21 protein-coding genes are annotated in these 26,522 nt (G+C 49.1%); 13 read left to right on the top strand and 8 right to left on the bottom strand.

Going from position 1 to position 26,522, the window contains the following annotated elements; translation table 11 throughout:
- The first annotated feature begins 43 nt into the window (after positions 1-43).
- The 3 genes from cysT (at position 44) to FS628_RS24680 (ending at position 2,241) form a co-directional block, all read left to right on the top strand.
- Entirely contained in the window at positions 44-880 is an 837-nt protein-coding gene (gene cysT, locus FS628_RS24690; protein ID WP_145325621.1) for a sulfate ABC transporter permease subunit CysT, read from the top strand.
- A 67-nt stretch (positions 881-947) separates the two neighbouring features.
- A complete protein-coding gene (gene cysW, locus FS628_RS24685; RefSeq protein ID WP_145325620.1) occupies positions 948-1,823 on the top strand; it encodes a sulfate ABC transporter permease subunit CysW in 876 nt (291 codons plus the stop codon).
- Between the two features lie 178 nt (positions 1,824-2,001).
- Positions 2,002-2,241, top strand: coding sequence for a YezD family protein (locus FS628_RS24680; RefSeq protein WP_145325619.1), 240 nt, complete (start codon positions 2,002-2,004; stop codon positions 2,239-2,241).
- A gap of 29 nt (positions 2,242-2,270) precedes the next feature.
- Here FS628_RS24680 and FS628_RS24675 read toward each other — a convergent pair whose 3' ends face one another.
- Together FS628_RS24675 and FS628_RS24670 are read right to left on the bottom strand one after the other, a co-directional pair.
- Positions 2,271-3,878, bottom strand: coding sequence for an extracellular solute-binding protein (locus FS628_RS24675; RefSeq protein WP_313958629.1), 1,608 nt, complete (start codon positions 3,876-3,878; stop codon positions 2,271-2,273).
- A 284-nt stretch (positions 3,879-4,162) separates the two neighbouring features.
- Positions 4,163-6,484, bottom strand: coding sequence for an AraC family transcriptional regulator (locus FS628_RS24670; RefSeq protein WP_145325618.1), 2,322 nt, complete (start codon positions 6,482-6,484; stop codon positions 4,163-4,165).
- Positions 6,485-6,847: 363 nt separating this feature from the next.
- Between FS628_RS24670 and FS628_RS24665 the strand changes: the two genes are divergently transcribed.
- Positions 6,848-9,559, top strand: coding sequence for an S-layer homology domain-containing protein (locus FS628_RS24665; RefSeq protein WP_186327966.1), 2,712 nt, complete (start codon positions 6,848-6,850; stop codon positions 9,557-9,559).
- A 180-nt stretch (positions 9,560-9,739) separates the two neighbouring features.
- On the opposite strand, the gene FS628_RS24660 is transcribed toward FS628_RS24665, so the two are convergent.
- A complete protein-coding gene (locus FS628_RS24660) occupies positions 9,740-10,627 on the bottom strand; it encodes a hypothetical protein (protein WP_145325616.1) in 888 nt (295 codons plus the stop codon).
- 111 nt (positions 10,628-10,738) lie between these two features.
- Here FS628_RS24660 and FS628_RS24655 point away from each other — a divergent pair, with 111 nt between their 5' ends.
- The 3 genes from FS628_RS24655 (at position 10,739) to FS628_RS24645 (ending at position 13,938) form a co-directional block, all read left to right on the top strand.
- A complete protein-coding gene (locus tag FS628_RS24655) occupies positions 10,739-11,167 on the top strand; it encodes a GNAT family N-acetyltransferase (RefSeq protein WP_145325615.1) in 429 nt (142 codons plus the stop codon).
- Between the two features lie 320 nt (positions 11,168-11,487).
- Positions 11,488-12,120 carry an NAD(P)-dependent oxidoreductase gene (locus FS628_RS24650; protein WP_145325614.1) on the top strand — a complete coding sequence of 211 codons (633 nt, stop codon included), beginning with the start codon at positions 11,488-11,490 and terminating at the stop codon, positions 12,118-12,120.
- A gap of 138 nt (positions 12,121-12,258) precedes the next feature.
- Complete coding sequence (locus FS628_RS24645) at positions 12,259-13,938, top strand: NAD(P)H-hydrate dehydratase (protein ID WP_145325613.1); 1,680 nt, start codon at positions 12,259-12,261, stop codon at positions 13,936-13,938.
- Positions 13,939-14,429: 491 nt separating this feature from the next.
- On the opposite strand, the gene FS628_RS24640 is transcribed toward FS628_RS24645, so the two are convergent.
- The 4 genes from FS628_RS24640 to FS628_RS24625 all read right to left on the bottom strand — a co-directional run bounded on the left by FS628_RS24640 (position 14,430) and on the right by FS628_RS24625 (position 20,175).
- Complete coding sequence (locus FS628_RS24640) at positions 14,430-16,082, bottom strand: methyl-accepting chemotaxis protein (protein WP_145325612.1); 1,653 nt, start codon at positions 16,080-16,082, stop codon at positions 14,430-14,432.
- 26 nt (positions 16,083-16,108) lie between these two features.
- Positions 16,109-17,116, bottom strand: a complete 1,008-nt coding sequence (locus FS628_RS24635) for a BMP family lipoprotein (protein ID WP_145325611.1) — start codon at positions 17,114-17,116, stop codon at positions 16,109-16,111.
- A 368-nt stretch (positions 17,117-17,484) separates the two neighbouring features.
- The gene (locus tag FS628_RS24630) at positions 17,485-19,095 is read right to left on the bottom strand and encodes a gamma-glutamyltransferase family protein (RefSeq protein WP_145325760.1); all 1,611 of its coding nucleotides are present in this window, start codon (positions 19,093-19,095) and stop codon (positions 17,485-17,487) included.
- A gap of 180 nt (positions 19,096-19,275) precedes the next feature.
- Positions 19,276-20,175 carry a glucose 1-dehydrogenase gene (locus FS628_RS24625; RefSeq protein ID WP_145325610.1) on the bottom strand — a complete coding sequence of 300 codons (900 nt, stop codon included), beginning with the start codon at positions 20,173-20,175 and terminating at the stop codon, positions 19,276-19,278.
- A 157-nt stretch (positions 20,176-20,332) separates the two neighbouring features.
- On the opposite strand from FS628_RS24625, the gene fosB reads away from it, so the two are divergent.
- Positions 20,333-20,752 carry a metallothiol transferase FosB gene (gene fosB, locus FS628_RS24620; protein WP_145325609.1) on the top strand — a complete coding sequence of 140 codons (420 nt, stop codon included), beginning with the start codon at positions 20,333-20,335 and terminating at the stop codon, positions 20,750-20,752.
- A gap of 135 nt (positions 20,753-20,887) precedes the next feature.
- Positions 20,888-21,091, top strand: a complete 204-nt coding sequence (locus FS628_RS24615) for a hypothetical protein (RefSeq protein WP_145325608.1) — start codon at positions 20,888-20,890, stop codon at positions 21,089-21,091.
- 53 nt (positions 21,092-21,144) lie between these two features.
- On the opposite strand, the gene FS628_RS24610 is transcribed toward FS628_RS24615, so the two are convergent.
- Positions 21,145-22,395: a helix-turn-helix domain-containing protein gene (locus tag FS628_RS24610; RefSeq protein WP_145325607.1), complete on the bottom strand. Its 1,251-nt coding sequence runs from the start codon at positions 22,393-22,395 to the stop codon at positions 21,145-21,147.
- Positions 22,396-22,579: 184 nt separating this feature from the next.
- On the opposite strand from FS628_RS24610, the gene FS628_RS24605 reads away from it, so the two are divergent.
- The 4 genes from FS628_RS24605 to lysA all read left to right on the top strand — a co-directional run bounded on the left by FS628_RS24605 (position 22,580) and on the right by lysA (position 26,517).
- The gene (locus FS628_RS24605; protein WP_145325606.1) at positions 22,580-22,771 is read left to right on the top strand and encodes a hypothetical protein; all 192 of its coding nucleotides are present in this window, start codon (positions 22,580-22,582) and stop codon (positions 22,769-22,771) included.
- Between the two features lie 121 nt (positions 22,772-22,892).
- Positions 22,893-23,903, top strand: a complete 1,011-nt coding sequence (locus FS628_RS24600; protein ID WP_145325605.1) for a 3-oxoacyl-[acyl-carrier-protein] synthase III C-terminal domain-containing protein — start codon at positions 22,893-22,895, stop codon at positions 23,901-23,903.
- Positions 23,842-25,230, top strand: a complete 1,389-nt coding sequence (locus FS628_RS24595; RefSeq protein WP_145325604.1) for an ATP-binding protein — start codon at positions 23,842-23,844, stop codon at positions 25,228-25,230. The genes FS628_RS24600 and FS628_RS24595 overlap by 62 nt, the downstream gene beginning before the upstream one ends.
- A complete protein-coding gene (gene lysA, locus FS628_RS24590; protein ID WP_145325603.1) occupies positions 25,231-26,517 on the top strand; it encodes a diaminopimelate decarboxylase in 1,287 nt (428 codons plus the stop codon).
- Positions 26,518-26,522 lie beyond the last annotated feature (5 nt).

Raw genomic sequence — 26,522 nt, 5'->3', positions numbered from 1 at the left:
GCCAACCAGCCTTACCGGCTGAAGGCAGAGAGGATGAACGTGCATGAGCAAGGTGATGGTGGCGCGGAGACGCACATTGCCGGGATTCGGATTAACGATGGGTTACAGTGTACTCTACCTGAGCCTGGTTGTACTTATTCCATTGGCTGCGCTGTTGTTTAACTCCACAGGGCTGACGTGGGCAACCATGATTGAGGTTGCGACCAACCCCAGGGTGCTGGCTTCCTTCCAGGTCAGCTTCCTGACCGCAGGCGCAGCGGCCCTGATTGATCTCGTGCTGGGACTACTCCTGGCATGGGTGCTTGTTCGGTATGAATTCCCGGGCAAAAGGCTGTTTGATGCAGTCATTGATCTGCCCTTTGCCTTGCCAACGGCAGTAGCAGGGGTTGCCCTTACGGCGATCTATGCCGGCAATGGCTGGATTGGACAGTTTGTAGAGCCTTTGGGTATTAAGTTGGCCTATTCGCAGGCCGGAATTACGCTGGCGCTGATGTTTATCGGAATTCCGTTCGTAGTTCGCACGGTGCAACCGGTGTTGGAGGAGCTGGAGGCAGAGGTCGAAGAGGCGGCTGCCACACTTGGAGCAGGAAGATGGCGGATATTTCGTACGATTCTGCTGCCGGATCTGATTCCGCCGCTGCTGACCGGATTTGCTCTGGCTTTTGCCCGGGGCATTGGCGAATATGGCTCCGTTGTATTTATCTCAGGCAATATGCCGATGAAAACGGAGATTGCCCCCTTGTTGATCATGGCCAAGCTGGAGCAGTTCGATTATGCAGGCGCTACAGCTGTAGCTTTATTGCTGCTACTGGTCTCTTTCATCCTCTTGCTGATCATTAATTCCTTGCAGCGTTGGAGCCGGAAGGCGGGCAGAGCATGACGATGAAGCAAGATGGAATAAGGGTACAAACAGATGTCACTCACCCAAACCAAAGGAGGTGCAGCATATGGCGGGTTCCATCCCACTGAGCCCTGTTCCACCTGTGAAGACCGGCCGTGGAACGAACCGTGCAACGACGGAAGCTCCATGGGTCAAATGGTTGTTAATCGGATTGGCAAGCCTGGTATTGATATGGCTGCTAATTCTACCGCTGGCAATCGTGCTCATGGAGGCGCTGAAGCAGGGCTGGGGCGTGTACATCGCGGCTCTTACCGAACCGGATGCCATGTCAGCGTTGAAGCTTACGTTATTGGTTGCGGCGATTACCGTTCCGCTGAATACGGTATTTGGTGTGGCCGCTGCCTGGGTCATTACCAAGTTTCAATTCAAGGGCAAGGGACTCATGATCACCCTGATTGATCTTCCTTTTTCGATCTCGCCTGTGGTGGGCGGTATGATTTTTGTATTGGTCTTTGGTTCGAATGGGTGGTTTGGGCCGTGGCTGTCCGAGCATGATATCAAAATCATTTTTGCGCTGCCAGGCATTGTCATTGCAACGTTGTTTATTACCTTCCCCTTCGTAGCGAGGGAGCTGATTCCACTAATGGAGGACCAGGGAACCCGGGAAGAGGAAGCGGCGGTTACGCTGGGTGCTTCCGGGTGGCGAATCTTCTGGAGTGTGACTTTGCCCAACATCAAATGGGGGCTGCTGTACGGCATTATTCTGTGTAATGCCCGTGCTATGGGCGAGTTCGGAGCAGTATCTGTGGTGTCAGGACATATCCGCGGGGAGACGAATACGCTGCCGCTGCATGTGGAGATTTTGTATAACGAATATCAATTCTCGGCTTCGTTTGCCGTAGCGTCCTTATTACTTATTCTCGCTCTCGCCACATTGCTGCTCAAGAGCTGGCTTGGACACAAAGCGGTTTCAGAAAAGTGATACAAAGCGAATCAATTTCATAATATGAGAAGAAGAAAATACAGATTGACAGCTACTGGAAGCCCTGCTAATGTATAAACCAAGTATATAGGTTGGATAAGAATGAATTATAAATCGGTTGGATGACAACACATCGAGGACTATAGCGGGCAGTAGCCCGAGAAGAGGAGGCGGCTCTATGGCTAAGCCGTTAAAAGTGGATGAGGTATGGTTGGACCGAATTGCCGGACAGCTGAATGACATGGAGTTTGGTTCATTACACATCGTGGTACACGAAGGTCAGATTGTACAGATGGAGCGGACCGAGCGCAAGCGTTTTGAAAATACGCCCTCAGGCAGCACCTCCAAATCCGGCAGCACTGCACGAAGCGCTTCACCCCGATCCCTGCGCGGATCCAATGCGAGTGCGAAGGGATAGAGAGTGACGTGGCTTCCAATACGTCCCGCCTATTGGGCAGGATTTGTCTCCAAATTCTCCTTATACCAGTCATTCGCTTCAAGTAGCATCTGTTGCCCACCTGCATCCATGAATTCTTCCACAAAGGTATCGAAATACCCCACAGGCTGATCGCCAGTGATGATGGAGATGTACGCTCTGTCTCTCATGCGAATCAACTCAGCTGAATACTGAATCAGAGCAGGGGTTGCAACCTCCAGGCGATTATAGATACCATGCTCCGTTAATCCTGCAGATGCAGCCCACTGTTCACGTTTGTCCGAAGGCGTACCAGGAACCGTCATGCCGATACTTGAGCCAATCATATTGGTGTAATTCTCCATACTGCTATATGGAGGAAGTAAATGAAACGATCTTGAAGGTTCAGCGCTCCAGTCCCAGTGCTTTCCTGGAATGCCATACTCCATTTTGATCTGCTCGGCCGGATCGGGGTTGGCACTTACATAATCCAGTATCTCCAGAATTTTCTCCAGTTTCCCCGGTTCGTTCGCAGCCTCAGCTCCAATAGCAATAAAATTCATCAGCAGATTATTTCCTTTAGAACCGCTATGTCCATCCGGACCAATAACAGGAGAACCAAATACAATCTCTGCAGCTGCGTTCTTCTGTAGCAGCTCATTCACATTGAACGAGGCTTTCACTGGGGTTTCTTGGCCATTATCGTTGGGGATACTGTAATCTCCCGCTTGATTCCAATGATAGTAGTTGCCCATCGAGGTCATCCCAATTTTGCCATTAATAAAAGCATGGGATAGATGTTTATAGCCGCCCTTATTCTCGCCGGTGATAAACTCAGGGTCGATAATCCCGTCCCGATACCACTTTTGCATATAAGTCAGGGCCTTTTTCATCTCAGGCTCCAAAGCGCCGATTACGAGTTGGTTGTTTTTTTCATTAAAGTACAGCTGCTCAGTAAAAATGGACTGTCCAAAAGCGCCAAATACAACGTTCAAGCCCTCTTTGGATAGGCCATACGTATCCTGTTTACCATTTCCGTCCGGATCATCTTTGGCAAAAGCATACATAACCGTTTCGAATTCATCTAATGTCTTTGGCACGTCCAGACCAAGCTGCTTAAGCCAGTCCTCTCGGTATACGACAGGGGTTCGATAGATATTAGTCTGATTGATGACCGGAATGCCATATAAGCCGCCGTTTATTTTTCCGTACTCCAAGTAACGTGAATCATAATCGCGGATTCGTTGCACAATATTTGGCGCATATTGTTCGAGGACATCCGGGGAGATTTCCGCTAATACCCCTTGCATCTGATACTTGAGCAGATCATGTGGCTGCCTGATCCGGAACAGATCCGGTATCTTCCCTTGAACCAGCTCCAGTTCCATCAGCTCTTCATAGCGCTTGTTCTCAAGGTTCCACACCTCCAGATTGACATCAAACTGATCCTCAATATAGGCAATCATCTCAGCGTCCTCAGGAACGGGGATATTTTGATGCATGGTCCAGGAAATCGTATATTGAGGAGCTGTATCCTTCTCAGAGCTTGCTGAATGTTCCTGCTGTTGCACTTGTGCTGTTTCTTTGTTTAGAACGGTACAACCGCTCATCAATCCAATAAGAATAGATGTAGCAAACAATAGATATAGTTTTTTTAAAAGGTTGAGGTTCATAGCAGCTCCTTTCTTTAATTTTAAATTCTATATAAGTTCAATTAAAGAGTATTTACACGGACACTCCAATGACAGAACAACCTTCCGATCGCTGTTATTCCCAGATTTCTTTTGATCCCTTTCTAAAGGGGGAAATCCGGGAATAGCGTATGCTTCCGAAGCAGCTTTCTTTCAGAAAGCTTTTAGGCGAACGCTTCGCTTCTTCAGGTTCTTTCTGTCCTCTCCGTTATTGTGTAAATGTTAAACTGAACCTATATAGATCCCTGTTCCATTAGACTGCGCATGAAGTTTTTCGGTGTACAGCCGTGAATTTCTTTGAACTTCTTAATGAAATAAGCAGGGGTACGGTAACCGACCGTATTTGCTACCTGCTCAACCGTAATTTCGCGTTGTGTCATGAGTTCTCTTGCGCGTTCCATCCTCTGGTTGGTAACATATTCCGAATAGACAATCCCGGTTTCTTCCTTGAAAAGTTTGCTGAGATATTTAGGGCTGATGAATACTTGTTCTGAGACATGATCCAGCGTGAGATCGCCCGATAAGTTCTCGTGAATATAGGCTTTGACCGCCGAGATGGTATCTACACTCCGTACCTCGCTTCGCTTCTCCATATGCATCACAAACTCGGTCACGAGATGGATCATCCATTCCGAATAGCGGTTGATATTATAGAACAATGAAAATTGCTTGTACAAATTCAATGAGCTGGCCTCGGTGGGCTGCCAACGCACCTGACTGATACACTCAGAGTAAATGGAGACCGTTTTTAATAATATGATTCGACTGTATTCAGCTGAATACATGCCTTCCTTTATCGTCGCGACCAACTCCTGAATGGCCTGAACTGTGCCGTGCACATCACGAGTCTGCAATTTTTTCTCAAAGTTTACGAGGTATGTGTCCGGAATTTCCAAGCTGCTGGTTTCCCTGTTCAGAAGATCAAGATCCTGAATGGCAGATTGATCGGGAAAGAAATAGCTGTATCGAATCAAGGTATTCGCCTGATGATAGCTGGTGTGGATCTTCGTGAAATGCTCTACCCATCCGCCCAGTGATAATGCAAAATCCAGACCGAACCTGTTTCTTGCCTCAGTGTGAATAAAGTCCACAATGTGATCAGAGAGAGGTTCTTCGGGTTGGTTGGTACAGATGATTACTGCTATTTTGTGATCCTGCAATTCCTCTGCCAGCAGTTGAGTTCCGTCCATTTCTGCGATCTCCAGTTGCTGGATCATCGTATACAACGTATGCTGCAACTGTCGTGGCTGCAGATCCTTCCACTTCTCATTGACGGGGTCAATGACGATGCAGCGGAAGCGAGAGTAGGCCATTGAAATGTGAATAGATTGCAATTGCTCCGTAAGTTCCTCGGGTGTGAATCGATTATTTAACATATTGAGCATGATGCTATGCTTAATCATTTTGTGATTGGCTTGCAGTGTTTCCTCCAGACTATCCACTTTGTTGGACAGGCTGTTAATTGCCGTATCAATGAAGCGATATTCATCCTGTTTGAGGCTGGTGGGGCTATCCATCCGGCTCTTGATATTATTCAGGATTCGCTTTAGAGGACTATAATTGGCGGTCGTAAAGATGGACGACATCGCAATCCCCACCGCGATAGCTAACAAGCAAAGAAGAATCGAGATTTCTTTCAAACTATCCAATTTATTATAGAAACTTTTATTGGGTGTGGTGGTGTATATCCGCCATCCATTTCCTTTGAATTGATCCTGGGACACGACATAAGAGCCATGGTTAAATACAGGCGTGAAGCTCTCATCTGAAGAATGAATGGAGAGCAACGACTGAGATAAATTCTCCTCCGTGGAGCTACCTAGCAAGGATTTGTCTGCGGCAGAAATGACGGTCCCGTCCTGATCTACGATTAATGTACTATCATAGTCAGAAGGAATCATATTTTTAATGATCTGACTGATCGCTGATTCTTTGATATCAATGGCAATCATGACCTTACTGTCTTGTCCAGAAGATTGAAACGGGTAGCTGTGGACATAGGAAATCAAAGGATTCACGTTGGTCTGCTCAGGCGATTCGATATACGCATCTTGAGGCACCATGCGAGTCTGCATCCATAAGGAGCTTTCTTCAGTTTCTTTCATCGCAACAATCCAATCCGTGGTATGATCCGCACGCGAAGGCGTATCCTCATAGAGCAACAGCCCATATACAGATGAAATCATCCAATGGTTCTTCGCATCGTACACATGAATGGCTTCAATGAGGTCGGAATAATTTTGCACCTTATTTTGAAGTAACTGTTCGATGTCCAGAATCTTGCCATGGTTTCCTTTGATGTTATCTAAATCAATACTGACAGAGCTGCCCAAAGCCAGAGAAAGATAGACCTGATTTACCTTCTGGATGACGGAGCTTTCAATATAATTGACGGTATTTTTCAGCGAGAGCTGATTATTGATTCGGATTTCTTTGCTGTATTGATGGGAGAAGAAGAGATATAAAATGGAACCGAAAAGAAGCGAGATGACAAGGACAACAGCGAGATAGGAAAAAACCATCCTGGATCTCACAGACTGTAATGGCTTACGCATCTTTTTTCCCCCTTCACTTCTCGTATCTAAACAACTTCATCATTATATAGTAGGCCGAGGACTAGAAATCATGTTGACCGAAATTTAACAAACTTAACCTGAATAATTTACTTTCAGTTAATGAAACGTTTACAAAAAAAGATATTCTAATTGACGAATATAGTATCCCCTCCATTTTTCTTGGCATAAAAGCTCCAGAACGTACGATTTTGATATAAAACGGAATTTGTTCTATAGATACCAAACGCCCCCTAATGCTACAGTAACGGCAGATCAGACATCTGGATAGAGACTTTCTTACTCATTTGCTGACGCAGAAGCAAAAAATTAATTTACTATAATGGGAGCGTGTATTTGCAAGCCATGAGAAAACCACTTAAAAAGTCACTGGCACTACTTCTAATGTTGTCTATGGTAGGTCCGACGTTTGCAGAGAAAAGTTTTGCAGCCGATCAGAAGATTCAGTTCTCTGATATTAAGGGACACTGGGCCGAAGCAAATATTCAAGCATGGGGTGATGAAGGATTAATTCGAGGCTACCTGGATCGTTCATTTAAACCGAACACGTATATCACCAGAGCAGAATTTATGAACTTGGTAAACGGTGCCTTTGGATATTCAGGACAAGCTAAAATTACCTTTAACGATGTGTCTGAGAGTGCATGGTATTACGAAGCAGTTTCTATAGCAAACGCGAATGGATATATAGATGGGTACACCGATGGCACAATGAAGCCGCAAGATCCGATCACACGTCAGGAAGCTGCTAAAGTGATCGCTGGCATTTTGAATTTGGAATTAAATGAAACAGCTGCGAATGTGTTTAGTGATTCATCGTCTATTGCGGCGTGGAGCAAGGGAGCTGTAGGTGGAGCGGCAGCAGCGAAAATTATCGCCGGCTATGCAGATGGAAGCTTCAAACCGCTTAATTCCATTACTCGTGCAGAAGCAGTGTCTGCGCTCGTTAAGGCTGTAGAAACGGATTCTACGACAGCTGCCAAACCAGCTAAGCCAAAAGGAACGGCAACCGTACTGAATATTAATCCCCCAGCAGATGAAGCTCGGTTGTCCGCCGTGAAGCATGGAGCCAATGCTGGAGACGACACCTTGAAAAATATTCCGGACACTAATCCGTTTATTGATATTTTGGACGGTTTTGATCAAGTGTGGTCCATGAACCAAGCGGATTGGAGAGATGGAACAGCGGCAACTAAAATTGGAGCTGACGGGAAGAATGCAAAGTATGGAGATGGACCGACCCCATATTATGACGGTTTTAAGAATGATCCAACAGTAGCAGTTGCGGATCATAAAACATTTGCGAATGCAGAGATCCGGAATAAAGCGACTTGGGAAGCCAATATCAAATATGTAGAAGATGTCACGCAAAACCGCACGGGTGAAGAGGCTTTGGCAGCCTACTACGATGACCAAAGAGATAAGATCTATAGCATGATGGAAGCTTTTGGTCCGTTGGCTAACACGTATGTAAAACATATCAAGCCAAAAACCAATGTTGAACGCAGTGTGGAAGAGATGAATGTGGTATTGACCGAAGAAACAGTGGAAGATGAAAGCCAAGGCATTGGAGATTGGGATGAAACTACGGAGCTTGCAGACTTGATCAATTTAGTTGATCTGGTGCGATTCAAAATTCCTGCCTCCTCTAATCCATCTAAATATTTCTACTCTTCCCCTAGACCGTGGAGAATGAATTCCAATGGAGAAGTGAAAGAAGTTGTTGACAGCAAAGGATTGCCTGTATGGGAAACCTTGGGCGAAGGTGAGAAAAAGGAAGAACCTTTGGCTTCAGGCGGCACCAAATCAACAGGAGAAAAACATTACCAGCAATATGAAACAAACGTGAAGATTATTCCTGCATTAAGCTATGTCAAACGAATTGCTGAGGATGGAAGAGGAAAAGACGGCGGATATCCGAGTGGACATACAAGTGCAGCTTACTTATCCGTATTTCCTTTGGCATACGCTACGCCAGAACGATTCTCTGAATTCTTAACGAGAGCAGCTCAGATGGGTGAGAATCGAATTGTAGCAGGGATGCACTCACCGCTTGATGTTATAGGAGGAAGAATACAATCCACAGCCATGGCCGCATATGCACTTAATCAGGCTGAGAACAGAGAAGTGTTAGAGAAAGGCTATGAAAATGCAGGAGAAGTATTTGGAGCTGCAGCCAAGGAAAAAAATATGAGTCTGTATGAGTATGCACACACCGTAACAGAGGATTACACGTTCAAGAGTGCTTATGATGAGCACAAATGGGAAGATCATGATGCCAATAAAGCCTTCTATAGAGAAAAGATGACTTACGGTCTGCCACAAACAGGAACCAAAGGTTTGGCTCCAGTTGTACCGCAAGGAGCAGAGGCTCTGTTAGAAACACGCCAACCTTATTTAACAGATGAGCAACGCAGGGAAGTATTGTATACAACATCCATTGACTCTGGATATCCTGTACTGGATGAATCCAAGGGCTGGGGTAGAATTGATCTGGTCACGGCTGCGGATGGATACGGTGCATTCTTGAACAATGTAACTGTGGATATGGACGCTTCCAAAGGGCGCTTCAATGCACAAGACTGGTGGAGAAATAACATTACCGGCAGTGGTATGCTCACGAAAAAGGGAACAGGATCACTGACACTGACAGGCAACAATAGCTACACAGGCGGAACCTTGCTGCAAGCCGGAACACTGGTAGCTGAATCAGCGACTGCTTTTGGTACAGGTGATCTGTATGTAGAAAACGGAACAGTTGTCGTGGATGTGGATGGAGCACTCAACTTGAACAGAAACTTTACCATGGATAAGGGTACGTTGGAATTGGTTGTGGCTGATGACAATAGTCAACTGAATGTTGGCAGAAAGCTCTATATTGATGGAGGAAGTCTGAATCTGGACTTGTCCAACTATAAGATCGAAGGTTCCAAAGATATTACGTTAATCACGGCTAATGGAATTACAGGTGAGTTCGACAGTGTAACTGCAGATGGTTATGACGTGACTGTCACGTACGAAAACGGTCGTGTCATTGCACATGTTGTAGCCAAATAAGTGAAGTAATTATCGGCACTTCGATGACAGAATAACCTTCCGATCACTCTTCGCAAGAAAAGATCATAGAAAAGGGCTGAAACTACAATGTAGTTTCAGCCCTTTTTTACGTGGTAAGAGACATGCAGAATCTAGATGTTGAAAATTCACTCGAAGATGGTGATGGGCTGGATGCGTAAGTTATTCGCCGGTGTTGGTACCAGGTTTACGACGTGTATTCACTTCAATCTCCGTAGAGACTTCCTTCGCTGGTTCCAGTTCGGTATGCCCTGCATATGGACGATCACTGCGAGAGCGTGTTCCGGTCAGTCCGAAACCTGTGGTGAATAAAATCAGTTGTAGTCCAAGGGCATAGGGGGCGGCAACAAGTCCAATCAGATGGAGCAAGGAGCATAGCGCAATTAGCAAAGAGAGCGTTTTGGTGATTGTACCCGATGTATCCTGACGTGGGCTGGCCCAGAGCAGATAACCAAACATAATGGTGATCATCAGGGAGACCGCGCGAATCCATGGCAAGATGCTGTCCCATGAGTCCACAGGGACGGCCAACATCCGCTGACGAAATACCAGATCTGCGACCAGAAACCCTGTGGCTGCTACTGCTGCTGGTTCGGCTATGGGCCGAAGGATCGTCCAGATTGCTGTGCCCCAATGGTCTGCTTGTGTATCCCGGCTGAGTTCATCCGATAATACGGTGCATTCTCGTTCCAGTGCTCTGTGCATGAGTCCGAGTTTGGCAGGGTCATGTTCCTTGATACAGTCACGGATCTGATCCTGTAGTTGAGGGGAAAGGTAAGATGCAGCTTTGCAGGCTAACATTGCCGTTATCAGATCGTTATGTTCATGTTCCGACTGTTCATATTTCCGATTTTCCTGGATGGTAAGTTGTCCCAAGAGGGCTGTACTTATGTATAATGTATCTCGTATCCTTCTCATTCGCCTTTCGTGGCTACGGCGAACTTCAGTGGCAGACCATATGTATATCCCCAGAAGCAGTGCTATGATTCCAAATAGCACGGCCACAGCGCCTGGACGCGATGTTAGATCTTCAATCCAACGTTGAAACACACTTTTTCCTCCTTTGCACCAACTTCACGTATCATGAAACACGCTTCACGTAAGCTTTCTCTCACTATTACACAGGAAGTAGATGAATTCAAGCAGAAAGGGGCACAATTCATGGATCATGTGAATATTGAACACACACCACCCGCAGCAGTGGAGTATCTGGCCTTGCGGCAGATTGCCGGCCTTAGTCCAATGAGCAGAGAGGGGGCTGAGATTGGGCTACCGAATAGTCTGTTTGCCGTATGTCTGCGTGAAGAAGATATGCTGGTAGGCATGGGGCGAGTGATTGGAGATGGCGGTTGTTTCTTTCAGATCGTCGATATTGCTGTACACCCGGATGTTCAGGGAATGGGGTATGGAAAACTGATCATGAGCGAGATTATGAATTATCTGCGTGAAGCAGTACCTGCCCGTGGTCTGGTCAGTCTGCTGGCGGATGTTCCGGCTGATCGCCTGTATGCTCAATTTGGATTTGAATACACCAGCCCGAAATCGGAGGGCATGTGGTGGAGGCAAGGAGAAGAAGGACCGACTACCTAGCGGAACGGAAACTGAAATTTTGAGATAAGAATAGACTTTATGTCGTATGAAATTATCTTAGTATAGCCGCATTTAGCGGCTTTTTTCATGATTCGTGTTGAGTGCTGGCGGAGAGAGGGGATACTTAAGAGTGTCGTTGCTTCTTCCGCTAGTTGAAGTAAAGATTATTTTTCTACATATAAGCTGTAAGAGATAGGTTTACAAGTTGTTCACATCCGGTTTAAGATGGCGTGAGCCGTTTAAGGTATATAACAATAGGATTAAGTATTAAAATAACGGTAAGTTGACGAGATGATATTTACAGAAAAGAGGGATTTAATATGAAAGTTGCAATTTTTGGAGCAACCGGAGCGATTGGCAAGACGATACTGTGGGAGTTGATGGATCGTGGTCATGAAGTGACTGCGGTAGTGCGTGATCCGTCGAAGATTGAGATGGTACATGAACGTTTGCGTGTAGAACAGGGAGATCTGATTAACCCGGATCAGGTGGCTGATTTTGCAGCAGGACAAGAAGTGGTAGTGAGTGCGTATGGACCGAAGTTTGGAGAAGAAGAAGAAATGCTGGAAGTCACACGCTCATTAATTGAAGGTGTGCGCCGTGCAAAAGCAGGACGTCTGGTTGTGGTTGGTGGAGCAGGAAGCTTGCTGACTGATTCCGGTGATATGCTGATGGATACGCCGGGATTCCCGGAGGAAGTCAAGCCTCTGGCGAAAGCTCATGCAGCAGCATACGATCTGATTGAAGCATCGGATATCCACTGGACGTATATGAGTCCTGCTGCAACGATCACAACAGGACGGCGGACAGGCCAGTTCCGGGTTGGCATGAACCGGGTGATTACGGATGATATCGGGGAGAGCTCCATTTCCGTTGGCGATTTTGCAGCCGCTTTGGTGGACGAACTGGACGACCCACAGTTTATTCAATCGCGGTTTACGGTCGGTTATTAAGCGTAGCAGGCTTGGAGAAGTTACGGATCGTGGTAACTGGATGAGGTAGAGGGAAAGATAGCGATAAAAATATAGGATGCAGAGTTTAAGTGCAATTTGTTGTTTGTAGGATGACCATGTCATGGGGAGGGATGAACGTTGTTTATCGTAACCGCTGAACAGATGAGGGCTGTAGACGAGTATACCATTCAAAAGTTGGGTATTCCTGCTGCGAGTCTGATGGAGAATGCAGGACGAGCCATTGCTGAGGAAGTGATCAAGCTGTGCCGGGAAGAGCAGGAAGAAGGCTGGCTTGCGGATTCAGGGCACCTTGGCTATAGCAGCAAGACAGATGCGCGGCGGGCACACACCGGGCCCGGCGATCGGCACGGTTATGGTGGCGACATCATCGCCGATCCGGCGCTGGTGATGGAGCGCCCTGGAGATCAGCAGTGGTACATGCTGATCGGCAAGGGTAATAATGGCGGCGACGGACTGGTGGCGGCGCGCCATTTGGTTGAAGCGGGGCTTGGCGTGACATTGGTCTACGCCGATGCCCCTGAGGCACTGCGGGGCGAAGCCGCTGTGCAACGGGATGCCGCTGCGCAGCTCGGCATCCCTGCCCTTGTCCACGGGCGCGAAGCCGTGGACTTCAGCCGGTGCACAGGCATCGTGGATGCGCTGCTGGGCACCGGCTCGCAGGGGGCGCCGCGAGGAGCTTACGCGGCGCTGATCGAGGCGGCGAACGACAGCGGCAAGCCGGTCGTGTCCGCCGATGTGCCGAGCGGGCTGGACGCCGACACCGGAGAGGTGTACGAGCCCTGCATTCAAGCCCGGGTGACTGTATGCCTCGCGCTGCTTAAGCGCGGGCTTGTGCAGTACCCGGGCGCTTCTGCCGCGGGGCGCATCGTGGTGCGCGCCATCGGCATTCCCGCGCGCCTTGCGCCGGAGCATGGCCCCTCGGTCCGTCTGCTGACGGACGAGGTGCTGCGCGGTGCGCTGCGCGTGGATACAGGCCGTCTCCGGGCACCGGACGGCCACAAGGGCACCTACGGCCACGTGTTGCTGGCCGCAGGAAGTCTGCCGATGAGCGGCGCAGGCCTGCTCTCGGCCAAGGCCGCGCTGCGCGCAGGCTGCGGGCTCGCCACATGGGCGCTGCCCGCGGCACTGCTGCCGCATGTCATCGGCACCGTGCCCGAGCTCATGCTCGCTGCCGCCGCCGATGGCGACAGCGGCGAATGGAACGCGGCTTCCGCGGACGTCGTGCTGCGTCTCGCGGAGAGCCGCGACGTGCTCGCGACCGGCCCGGGCCTCGGCCGCTTCCAGGGCGACACAGACTGGCTCCGCCGTCTGTGGCAACAAACGGATCGTCCGCTCGTCATCGACGCGGACGCCCTCAACATGCTGGCAGACGCTGGCCCACATGGGCCTCGCGACTGGGGCCAGCGAAGTGCGGCGACGATCCTGACGCCGCACCCTGGCGAGATGGGCCGACTGCTGGGCATGTCGACCCCGGAGGTGCAGCGTGACCGGATTGGACACGCTGCACGATACGCCCGCGAGCAGGGCGTGACCCTTGTGCTCAAAGGAGCACGAACGGTCATCGCAACGCCATCCGGCGAGGCGTATATCAACACCACCGGACACGCCGGCATGGCGACTGGCGGCGCCGGAGACGTATTGACCGGCATCATCGCCGGTCTGCTTGCCCAAGGGCTCAGCGCGGAGCAAGCCGCCGCGTTCGGCGTATATCTCCATGGACAGGCTGCCGAACGAGCAGCCCTGCTACGAGGCGATCCATCATCCCTGCTGGCTGGAGACATTATCGACGCACTATGAGGACGGGCAGGTGTGGGACAAGCTCGTCAGTGCTCTAACGAACCTGACACACCTTATGCCATGGTTTACATGGAGGAGCAAAAGCTAACGAACCTCATCCACGTTATTTCTGTGTTATTTCAGAGTATACAGCTGAAAAACCGGACTAAATTAGGGAATAGAGTGCCTGAGATTCGTTAGATTCTATAATCTGCAATTAGTGGCCCAATAAGGTTTGCTCAGTTCGTTGAACGTTTGGATCTGAAACGCTGATGCCTTGTTATCAACTTTCGTGTCTGGTTACCGACTGGCGCGTGTCTTGGGAACAATGGTTAGATGAAACAACGATTAGTTACTGAAAAGGGGAGCCCTGTCATGATTCATGATGGAGGCTCCCCTTTATTTGTTGTATGTTCATGCTGCCTGATCTTGGCTCACCTATAACCAGTATCTAACCTGCATCTAAACTACATCCCAACTACGTCCGGCCCGAAAATTCTCAAGCATCCTGCCTATAGCCGGAATCGAAGCAGTTCCTGATGCATCTCTGCACTGATATCACGCAGTGACTTGACCTTAACACTCGCATCGGTGAAGGACCGTTGTTGCTCTGCCGTGGAGGCTGTAATCTCTTCACTGCTGGCGGCCGACTGCTCAGTGATGGCACTGATATTTTCGATGGCCTGCTGTACCTGTGTGCTGAGCTCGTTCGAATGCCGCATGTCCTCCGCAAGCTGGTGGATGCCAGTGCTAATGCGCTCTACACTTTCACGAATGGCGGAGAAGGATTCCCGGGTCTGGCCTGTAGCTTGTTCCTGTTCGCTGAATAGCTGCATGCTCTGCGCTACAGAGTTCTTCACCTTGTCCATGGAGGTTGTAATCTCGCCAACTGCCGCATAGATATGCTTGACCGATTGCGCAGACTGTTCGGCGAGCTTGTTCACCTCTCCAGCTACGACAGCGAAGCCGCGCCCGGCTTCTCCGGCACGGGCCGCCTCAATGGAGGCATTTAACGAGAGCATGGTCGTCTGCTTGGCAATCTCCGATACATATGCAGTCATCGTGGTGATTCGAACCGCGCTGTCTTCCAGTTCCCGGACCGTTTGCTCTACCTCGGACATCGCCAGACGATTCACTTCAGCCAGGCGGAGTTGTTCCGCAACGGCCTTATTACCTTCTTCAACGGTATTTAATACTTCACGACCATCGATCACGGATTGGGATGTAGCCTTCAGATTACTATTGAAGGTAGATTGCATCTTGTCCACAACGATGACCGTTTCACTCAGGTCCTCGGCAATCTTCTGACTGCCAACCGCCAGTTCCTCGGTTGTACGGGATACTTGCTGCACAATCGCTTGAGACGTATCATTCCCACGGTCAATGTCTTGCGCCATCAGATCGACACGATGACCTGCTGCACCGATCGATTGAATAATGCTGCGGATATTATGAGTCATGATACGGAATGAATGGCTCAGGTCATCGAGTTCATCTTTGCCCCGAGCTTCCGGTAATTGCAGGGTAAGGTCACCATCCGCAATCTGTCCCGCCGCGTCTTTGAGTGTACGAATACGCCGGGCGATCTGGCGTGAAGTATACATATTGAACAACATCACGGCGACGAGCAGTACGATGGCTCCGCCGAGAGCGACTTGCCACGTTTGCTGGATGTCACGCTCCAAATCGACGGTATATTGATCATATCGATCTCGCGTTATTTCATCCAACGAATAGATATCGTTCTGTATGCCCCGAACCCGTGTGCTGTAACGCTTGGCTTCTGCACTGTTCATTTCGGTCATCGCTTCGGTGGCTCCCTGGTTCAGAGCTTGTAGTTTCGTCTGGATGGACTGAATAAGCTGCAACTGCTGATCCGTTTCCAGTAATCCGTCTGTAAGCTCCTGGATCATCGATTGTCCTTCATCCAGCAAGCGGAGTACGGCATCCTGATTTCCTGCTGTCATGGAGAACGAATAAACATCCAGTGCCTGCTGGGTTTGAATCTGATTGGCATTCAGTTCACTAACCTTAAGCATGGCAGGGACCAGATTTTGATTTTTGGCATTCATACCGAGCAATTCCATGATGATATAGGCTACCAGCGCAAGGCATAGAAGTAGCGAGATCAGAGCATTAAGTATCAGTTTTCCCTGTAGTTTCATATGCGTACCTCCTCGAATCCGATGGGTTATTGATCAAGCGTAATTGTGATTTGACCGGAAGAGATCTGCTTTTTCAGATCATCGAAGGTTTTCTGTTGTTCATCACTAAGCGTAATATTATGTAGAGCAGTCAGACCTACGGCGTTCTCTGCCAGCCCCTCCACGATTTCCTTTTGAGGGAAGGAATGATTGTTTTGAATAAACGAGTTAACGGCATTATAGATGGATACATCCACATTTTTCAGCATGGACGTCAGAATGGCTTTTTCCGCTAAAAAGAACTGATCCGTATCTACGCCAATGGCGTATTTCCCTAATTTCTGAATCTCCGTCAGTGCGCCCACGCCTGTGAGACCGGCAGCTACGTAGATCACGTCAGCGCCCTTTTCCTGAATCATCTGTGCAGCGAGCTGTTCACCCAGATCGGCATTACCAAAGTCTCCTGCGTAGACGACATCCACTATTGCATTCGGCTTGACAGCGAGGACACCTTGCTCAAAACCCTGCTCGAAATTGCGAAGGACGGGGATCTCCATGCCACCCAAGAAACCGACACGATCTTCTGTTGAAGCCATAGCGGCAATAACGCCTGCCAGATAACTTCCTTCTTCCGCCCGGAATGAGATGGAAGCAATATTGGATAACTCGGACTTACTGTCAATCATGAGGAACTGCTGGTCAGGATATTTGGCTGCAACCTTCTCCATATCCGCTTGGACCGTATCACTCAGGCCGATAATCAGGTCGAATTTGGCCACCGCAAATTCCTCAAATGCAGCTTCAGCAGATCCATTCTCGCCCGGTTCGCGATAGTCAAAGACAATACTTTTCTCGTCTCTGGCCTGAACCAGTCCATCAAAAGCAGCATCATTAAAGGAGCGATCGCCCAGGCCAACCTCCGTAAGAACAATACCGACTTTCGTTCTAGTATCTGTTGTCGTTGTTGTATTATTGGCTGAACAAGCTCCCAGCATCAGCACCGTCAGGATCATCATTAGGGTGAGACCTGCGCGGATGCTCTTGTTTGTTTTCATGTGTTGTCCCCTCATTTCTATAGTCGCTTATTGCTGATTCCAGGTGTTCTTCAGATGTGGAGAAATATGCATATATGGATGACAGGATTCCCCTTTATCTTTATCGGACAGAAGGGTACTGTGATTTATGGTATTCACTGAAAATTTACGAAAATCGTAGTATGTTTCATGAATTATACATGGGTTTTACAATTATCTGGTTAAAAGGGTGCGTATATGACTTCAGTCTGTTGTTTGCTGATGTCGAAACTCAAAAAAAGACACAATTGAGATGAAACATCTCTGTTGTGTCTTTGAATTTGAATAGCAGATATGTGAAGCATAGCAGGATAATCTTACCCGTCCTTATGATAGAAATTATGAGAGTTTTACCAAGCGGCAATCGAGCCATCGGCGCGGGTCTCCGTACCCCCGCATAATACGCCATTGTCCGGGTTGCGCCAGATGATCTGACCACGTCCAAACTGGGATGGATCGAGCGCCACTTGAATATCATGTCCTTTACGGGCAAGTGCCTGTGCAATATGTTGCGGAAAGCCCGGCTCCACAAGTATCGTTTTGCCCTTCGTCCACTGCCAGCGTGGAGAATCCAGTGCAGCCTGTGGGTTCAGGTGATAATCGATCGTATTCATAACCACCTGCACATGACCTTGCGGTTGCATGAAACCACCCATGACACCGAATGGCCCAACCGCTTCGCTACCGCGGGTGAGGAACCCAGGAATAATGGTGTGATACGTTCGTTTACCCGGTTCCAGGGCGTTTGCATGACTTGGGTCCAGTGAGAAATTGTGTCCGCGATTCTGCAATGCAATGCCTGTCCCCGGAACAACCAGTCCGGCCCCGAAGCCCATATAGTTGCTCTGAATAAAGGAAACCATGTTGCCTTCACCGTCCGCTGTAGCCAGATAGACCGTTCCACTTGCGCGTGGATCGCCTGCCTCAGGTGTACGTGCAGTATCACCAATGAGTTTGCGCCGTTCTTCCGCGTAGGCCTCGGACAGCAGTTCCTCCACGCTCACGCCCATTTTGCGCTCTTCAGTAATATATTTCTCCCCATCGGCAAATGCCAGCTTCATGGCTTCAAGCTGCTGATGATAGGCCAGAACGGATTCTTTCTCGTCGAATGCGTAACCTTTCAGCAGATTAAGCGCCGCCAGAGCAATTAATCCTTGTCCATTCGGCGGAATCTCCCATACATCGTATCCACGATAGGAGACGGAGATGGGATCGACCCACTCCGGCTGAAAAGCTTTCAGATCTTCGCGAGTCAGATAACCACCGTGCTCTGCCATAAAGGAATGAATGCGTTCGGCCAGTTCTCCTTCGTAAAAGTCTCGCGCTTCGCTCTCGCCAATCTGGCGCAAAGTCGCCGCATGATCCGGCGAGCGCCACATCTCTCCAGCTGCGGGAACACGCCCGCCTGGAGCAAATGTCTCAAACCACGCACGCCCTGCTTCCGCATCCCCCTGGCGTGCATAGATCTCGGCTGCCCTTGCCCAGTGGCGGGCCAGCCCTGGCGCAAGCGGGTAACCTTCCTCCGCATAGCGGATGGCCGGTTCCAGCGCTTCCGCCAGCGTGAGCCGCCCGAAACGGCGGCTCAGCTCGGTCCAACCCGCCGGTGCGCCAGGCACCGTCACCGGAACAACTCCCAGCTTCGGCATCTCCGTATGGCCTGCCGCTTGAAGCGCCTCAATGGATATGCCCTGAGGCGCAGGGCCGCTGGCATTCAGGCCATGCAGTTTGCCCTCGGTCCAGACGAGGGCAAAAGCATCGCCACCAATGCCATTGGACGTGGGCTCCAGCACCGTCAGCGCTGCCGCAGTTGCAATGGCGGCATCAATGGCATTGCCGCCTTTTTTCAATACATCCAGACCTGCTTGTGCAGCCAGGGGCTGTGACGTGGCAACCATGCCTTGTTTGGCATAAACGGGCACGCGGTAAGAGGGGTACGGTTGGTAGAGTGGATCGAAGTTCATCAGGTTGTTCAGCTCCTTGTCGCAAGATGTCAGGCTCCGGTATAACCGGATCATACTCCTAACCTTCTTCGCAACCGGACAACCGATATCCTGTCACACCTGCCAAATCCAACCTGACATCAGCAGCACATCGTTCAGATATGTTTTTACCAAGTGGAGTGATCAGTTAACGATATCACTCTACGTCGTTACCATATCGCCGCCGTTCACATGAATGCATTCACCTGTGACGTAGGATGAATCGCGGGAAGCGAGATAGACGTAGGCTGCCGCCAGTTCGTAAGGCTGACCAGCCCGACCCATGGGCGTATCTGTTCCAAATACCTGCACGTCTTCAGCAGAGAAACTGGCAGGAATGAGCGGGGTCCAGATAGGTCCCGGGGCGACGGAGTTCACGCGAATCCCCTGTGCAGCGAGCGACTGGGCGAGTACACGAGTCAGCGACACGACAGCTCCTTTGGTGGAAGAGTAGTCGATTAATTGGGTGTTGCCTTTGTATGCTGTAACGGAAGCGGTATTGATGATGGAGGCGCCTTTGCACAGATGCGGGAGAGCGGCCTGGATCAAAAAGAAATAGGCGAACACATTCGTCTGAAAGGTGTGATACAGCTGTTCTTCTGTAATATCAACGATGCTTGGCTGCACATACTGTACGCCATGGTTGTTGACCAGAATATCGATCTTCCCGTAGGTTTCCATGGTCGTGCGAATGACAGCCTCACAGTTTTTCTTTAAGCGGAGATCAATTTCAATTAACAGACAGCGCTGCCCCAATTCTTCGATCCGCTCGCGAGTCCTTTCGGCATCTGTCCGTTCATATAGATAAGCAATGACGATATCTGCGCCTTCTTTCGCAAAAGCGATGGCGGCCGCCCGGCCGATTCCACTGTCACCACCCGTAATAATGGCAACCTTTCCTTCGAGCTTGCAGCTACCGATATAGGCAGGGTCTTCACTGATTGGTTCAGGCACCATCAGGGTTTCCAGACCAGGTTGCTGGTCCTGATGCTGGGGTGGGAATGCCAGCTTTTGCTCCTTACACACCGTTTTCTCACCATAAAAAGGATAGACAGGATTCATGCGCTTTACATCCTCCTCGAACGTTCATTGATACGGATAAACTATGCATTCGCCCAAAAGAAGGTGCGGGAGGAAACAGCAGAGCGGTTGTTTTTATTGCACAGAATATACCATAATAAGGATAGATCCTTAAATCGATGGAGGTGTCAGGAGCCACATGAATATTCAGGGAATTAATCATTTGTGCTTTTCCGTATCCAATCTGGAGCGGGCCATTACCTTTTATGAGCAGGCTCTCGGTGCCCGAATTCAGGTGAAAGGACGCAAACTGGCTTATTTTGAGCTTGCCGGTCTGTGGATCGCCCTGAATCAGGAGGATGTTATTCGCAATTATACGGAACGAACCTATACCCATATTGCATTTACAGTCAAAGAAGAGGAGTTCGAAGAGTCGGTGCAACATCTGCGAGCAGCCGGAGCGGACATTCTTCCCGGAAGGCCAAGAGATCCGCGGGATGCAGCATCTGTATATTTCACTGATCCGGATGGTCATCTGTTCGAACTGCATACAGGTACGATGAAGCAAAGGCTGGATTATTATCGTGAGGATAAGGCTCATATGACCTTTTATCCTTGAGATGAACGTGCAAATGGAGGTAAATGGGAATTAACGTATTTTAAATCATAGCCATTATTCGTACAATACGTCTTAGGTTCATGGGAATCAATGTAGTGGTCTGCTACCAATTCATAAACATGAGGAGAGATGAGCATGGAGAGTAAAAGAAGCAAATTGGTTACAGCCACAAGTGAACTCTGCATGGTTACCATCATGCTTCTACCCTTTGTTGCAGAACAGCTTCACGTTTCAGGGGCACAATCAGGATCGGCTCAAGCTTTTGGCCAGCAGGCACACAAATATGGCATATCAACGGAAACTCTGCTAGATCTGAATGATCCTGTGCCTGTTCGATGAAGGGCTGAAGACGATCCTGTGTCCCTAGTTGTTAGCTGAAGAAGATATCCGCTTTATTTGATAAATGACTTATAATCATCATAGTTCATTTTACGATCCTGTTGGCTTAGCAAAAGGAGTTGATGGCTGATGTCAGCCTCGCGACTTGCATAGATGCGCTTCAGCAGATCGTGACTCATTCTTAGAAAATAATAGCCTTCATTGCTGTTGTTTTTCTCATGAAATACAATACCAAGCAAGCGATAGAGTTTGGCACGGAGCATCCCTTCATCTTGCTGATCCAGCAGTTGAAGGGCTTCTTTAATGATGGCCTCTGCTTGTTCTGGCTCGCGCTGCTCCAAATATACTTTACTGATTTCCTCCAATATGGAAGCCTTCTTGTGGGGAAGATTGCGTTTGTCGTAAATCACGGCGCATTCATTCAACAAGGGGATGGCTTCTTTTTTTTGCCCCATATGAAGCTGGATCACGGCGAGGTTGTGAAGCGCCAGAACGTAGGATTCACTGCGCGCCTGTTTATATGCCTGTACAGATCTCTTGGTCCAGTCATAACTTAACAGCATGTGTCCGTCCTGTTCAGACATATAGTACGCTTTGCCTAAACCGAGCGTAATCTCGCCATACAGTTCGGGTTGTCCCACCATTTGGGCTTCCTTCTCCGCTTTGAGATAGTAATTCAGCCCCTCATTTACATTGCCTAGCCGTAAATGGGTCGTGCCAAGAAAGGTGAGCGAATGGATGTGTTCTTCCTGTAAATGTTTGAGTCGGCTGCTGTAAGTATACGCCTGTTCATAATATTTCCGGGCAGCATGAAACAGCTCTGCATGAAAAGCCGCTCTCCCCAACTCTAGATAATATTCAACGATCCGCCCCCTGTCCCCCGAGCGAATGATTGTAAATGCTGCAGCTTCCCCTTCATCCAGAGCTTGGCGGTACTCCCCGAGTCGATTATGACTTCGCACAATGAGGAGGTACGCCTCAGACTGACTGAGTGTATCCTCTGTCAGCGTTAGTACTTTATGAGCAATACGGATGCAAGCAGAATCATTCTGTTCGGCATAATAGGCTTTGGCCTTGTCCAACACAGCCTCGCTAATATCCGTATCTGTCGATGCACTGTTTCCCAAAAAAAACTCCATAGGTGTATTGAGCCTGCGGGCAATAATTCTCAACATACGCTGTGAAGGAACGGCCCTGCCTTTTTCGATGAGGCTGATGTAAGAACGCGTCATATCCTCACCTGCCAGTTGCTTCTGAGACAGACCAAGCTGCTCCCGGATTTGCCGGATTTTGGGTCCGAGCATGATCGTTCACCGTCCCTTAATATAGTTTGATTTGGATTGGAGATGTGCTTGGTATGTTGGTTCCATCGAATGTGCAGAAACAGGGGTAAGGCGAGTGAGAGGTGCATTTACCTCCATTTACAGTTTGAATCCAATTTGGAAGATTATAGAATCAGAGTATCTAAGATGAGAGGAGGAGATATGAATGGTCATTAAAGCGACTCCCATTACACTGGAGCAACTGAAACGCAAAGAAATTGAAGCAGCACAATTGGAAGTGAGTGGACTGGGCGAAGCACGAGAAGTCAGTGCACGCGCAGTTGAAGCTCGTGCTGTAGCAGCTCGTGCCGTAGCGGCTCGTGCTGTCGAAGCTCGTGCAGCAGCAGCTCGTGCCTGATTTTTCCTACTTACTTATCGTATTACGCTAGATTCATAGATGAGAGCTTCTGCGGAAGCTCTTTATCTCCCTATATTTCAGTGAGATTCGTACGTTAGTGATAACGAGGTGTCTGAAGCCGATGCATATCAAGCAAATATGGTCTTACATTCCGGAGCACATTGTGCCGATCAGGGAACTGAATGAGGTTCTGGGGCTCAATAAAGCCCAGACAAAGGTACTGGAGAAAATTCACGGTTTGAAACAGGTTCGGCAAGACAGGGATGGAGATTTGGCTTCGTTGCTTGGACGCGTATTAACCCAGGTTGTAAGTAACCCTGAAGTAGCTCCCAACTCGATTAAGTATATCATTTATTGCCACACAATTCAGGAAAATTTCCCCTTTCCTATGAAAGTTCTGCAAGTCCTGAAACAGACTTACGGGTTGCAGCATGCCATCGCGTTTTCGCTTACGCAGCAGAACTGTGCATCGGGCTTGATCGCCCTGAATGTTGCCGAGACATTGCTGCCTTCATTGGAAGCGGATGATCATATTTTAATTTTGACAGGTGAAAAAACATTTAGTCCCGTTGTGCAATTGATCCCCAATACCACGGTGATGGGAGAGGCATCGGCTGCAGTACTGGTTGGCAACAAGGGGGGTGGAAGTCGTGTCGTTGGACTTACGAGTGTTACACTGGGCCAATTCTGTAATGTACTAACGGGAACCCCGCAGATCCTCAGAGAGTTTCAAGAGATCTACACCCCCCGGTTATGTGAAGCTATTCTTGCCGCAGTAGAGCAGGCGGGTCTGACATTACAGGATATTCGTTATATCGTTCCACACAATGTGAATCTATCCTCGTGGAAGAAGGTGGCTACTCGTTTATCCTTTCCCCTTGAACGCATATATACGTCCAACGTGCAGGAGATCGGACATTGCTTCTGCTCGGACCCGTATATTAATCTCCAAGCCATTTTGGAGCAGAAGCTGTTGCAACCAGATGATTATTATCTGCTTGTTACGGTCGGACTTGGGGTTACATTCAGCGTAGCAGTGATGCAATATGCAGGAATAGGAGGAGCTAGTCATGACTACCATGTTGACCGATTTTTCGAGCAAGCTCAAGTGGGCGTTAACGGGCCAGCATGATGTTACTTTTGTCTATCTGAATAATTTTGAAGTGGAGGAGTACTGGAGTGAATCGGGCATTCTCAAACTGCCTTCATTAAGCATAGGCTCGGCTGCGAACGTTGTTAATCGGATGGAGGAACTCGGTGTTTTCCTCGCCGGAGAGAATGATATTATCCTGCTCAAGGATCTTCCGAATCAGGAATTCATGACAGATGCACAGGCTCTCGGGTTCGGTCGCTCCCAATGCATAACTGCAGAGCACAATGATCCGGCAATGAATATTACCGCTAATCTTCTGCAGTGTCCAAGAACGATGGACAAGCTGCGGGAGCTTTCACAGGTTAGCGATTCCCCTGCCTATCTGGTTCCCTTCGGTACCTCGGACCAGGAAGAGGAATTATCACGCCTTACCGGTATTCCGCTGGCTGTGCCTTCTTCAGATATCTTCCGAAAGGTGAATGACAAAGGGTATTCCCGCCGTCTCAACGCGAAACTGGGCATTCGCCAGATTCCCGGTGTTGAATGCACGTCTTTGGACGAACTTGCATCCGGTTTCGACCAGTTGAAGTCTGTGCTAGAACAGGGTGGACGCCTTGTACTGAAGGATTCCATGGGTGTATCGGGCAAAGGCATCACCGTCATTGCCGATGAAGCCAGGTTCCACAAATGCATGAGCATGCTGGAGAAACAGGCAAGCAAAAAGGGAATTCGGCTCATTAACTATGTGCTTGAGCAATGGATTGATAAAATCTGTGACCTGAATTATCAAATTCTCATTGATCGATCCGGTGGAGTCGAGTTTCTGGGCGTGAAGGAATCGTTGGTAGAGCAAGGTGTGCATCAGGGACATCTCATGCCTTCCCGGCTCAACGATGTTCAACTCGCGGTCATTCGTGAAGCTGCCATGCGAATTGGAGCCGCCCTGTATCAAGATGGATATTATGGTATTGCCGGCATGGACGCCATTCTGGACGAGGCGGGTACAATCTGGCCCAATCTGGAGATCAATGCCAGGTTTAATATGTCTACCTACCAGACCAACATCCAACATCAATGGCTGGCTGAAGATCAATGTGGATTGGCCAAAAAATATACACTTCGGCTTAACCACCTGCTGGAATACGGTGTACTTCGTTCCTGTCTGGGCGAGTTGATGTTTGAACCGAAACGCGGCGAGGGATTATTGATCAATAATTTTGCCACAGTTAATGCGGCATTCAGAAGTGAGGGGACCTTGTTCTCCGGACGTCTGTATGGCGTGATTATTGCGTCCTCTCCTGAACGGCTGGGAGTGATCGACGAAGCGATAGAAGCCGTCCTATCTTCCATTAACGAGGTGATGTGAGTGTCTACGGAATATCAGATTCAGCAGTTGCCTGTCTCGGACATCGCCGAGAAATTCGGAACCCCGCTGTATGTATATGACGGGGATGTGTTGCGACAAGTGTATACAGAGCTTCGGGAATCGCTTACGTCTCACGTGGAGCTGTTCTATTCATTGAAGGCCAATCCAAATATTTCAATCGTACAAATGCTGCGCGAGATGGGAGCACAGGCAGAGGTGTGTTCTCTGACAGAGTTGCATACGGCTGTACAGGCCGGAGTAGCACCAGAGAGTATTATTTTCCTGGGGCCAGGTAAAAGCGATGACGAGATTACTGCATGCATACGTCTTGGTATATATGCAATTGTGTGTGAGTCATTTCAGGAATTGGAGCGCATTGAGATCATTGCTGCAAGTGAGGGACGGATCGTGCCAGTGGCGCTGCGAGTGAATCCTTCCTTTTCCGTCAAAGGTTCCAGGCTGACTATGGGTGGCAAACCGCGGCAGTTTGGTATGGATGAACAAAGTGTGCTCCAGGGGAAAGAGCAGTTCGAAAGCTTCTCCCATGTGGAGATCATGGGACTTCACGTGTACATGGGAACCCGCATGTTGGAAGTAGAGCCGATCGTGCAGAATACCCGTCATATATTGGAACTGGCGGATCGAATCGAGAATGAGCTGGATATCACGCTGCGCATGGTCGATGTAGGCGGGGGATTGGGCGTGCCCTATCATGAAGGCGAGCAATTCTTATCGATAGCCACACTCACAGAACAGTTGAATCCAATGTTCGAATCGTTTCGGTCCAGTCATGCGAATACCCGGCTGTTTATGGAGCTTGGGCGATATCTGGTAGGCACCTGCGGTATGCTGGTTAGTCGTGCCCTGTACGTGAAGCAATCGTATGGAGAACACTTCGTCGTAACAGATGGTGGAACAAACTGCCATATGGCGGCGGTAGGCACAGGCTCCTACGTGAAGCGCAACTTTCCGATCGCCTCGCTGACGCGTTATGGTGCTTCCCCCGTGGCCGAATACAACATTACGGGTCCCTTGTGTACGCCCAACGATGTTATTGGTAAGCGTGTACTGCTTCCTCCTGTTGAACGAGGAGATCTGATCGGCGTTTTTCATTCGGGAGCCTACGGACCAACGGCTTCTCCCACCCATTTTTTGAGTCACGGAAGTCCGGCGGAAGTGCTGATTGTTGGCGGGGAGGCCCACTTGATCCGTGAGCGGGATACTCCGCAGGATTTACTGTCCAAGCAACGCCTGATTCAAGTATCCCACACGGCAATAACCAATTAATGAGG

Origin of the sequence: Paenibacillus xylanexedens, from assembly GCF_007676705.1 — a bacterium.
GTDB lineage: Bacteria > Bacillota > Bacilli > Paenibacillales > Paenibacillaceae > Paenibacillus > Paenibacillus xylanexedens_C.
Note: the sequence above shows the minus strand (reverse complement) of the source record. Positions and strands in the feature narration are given on the sequence as shown.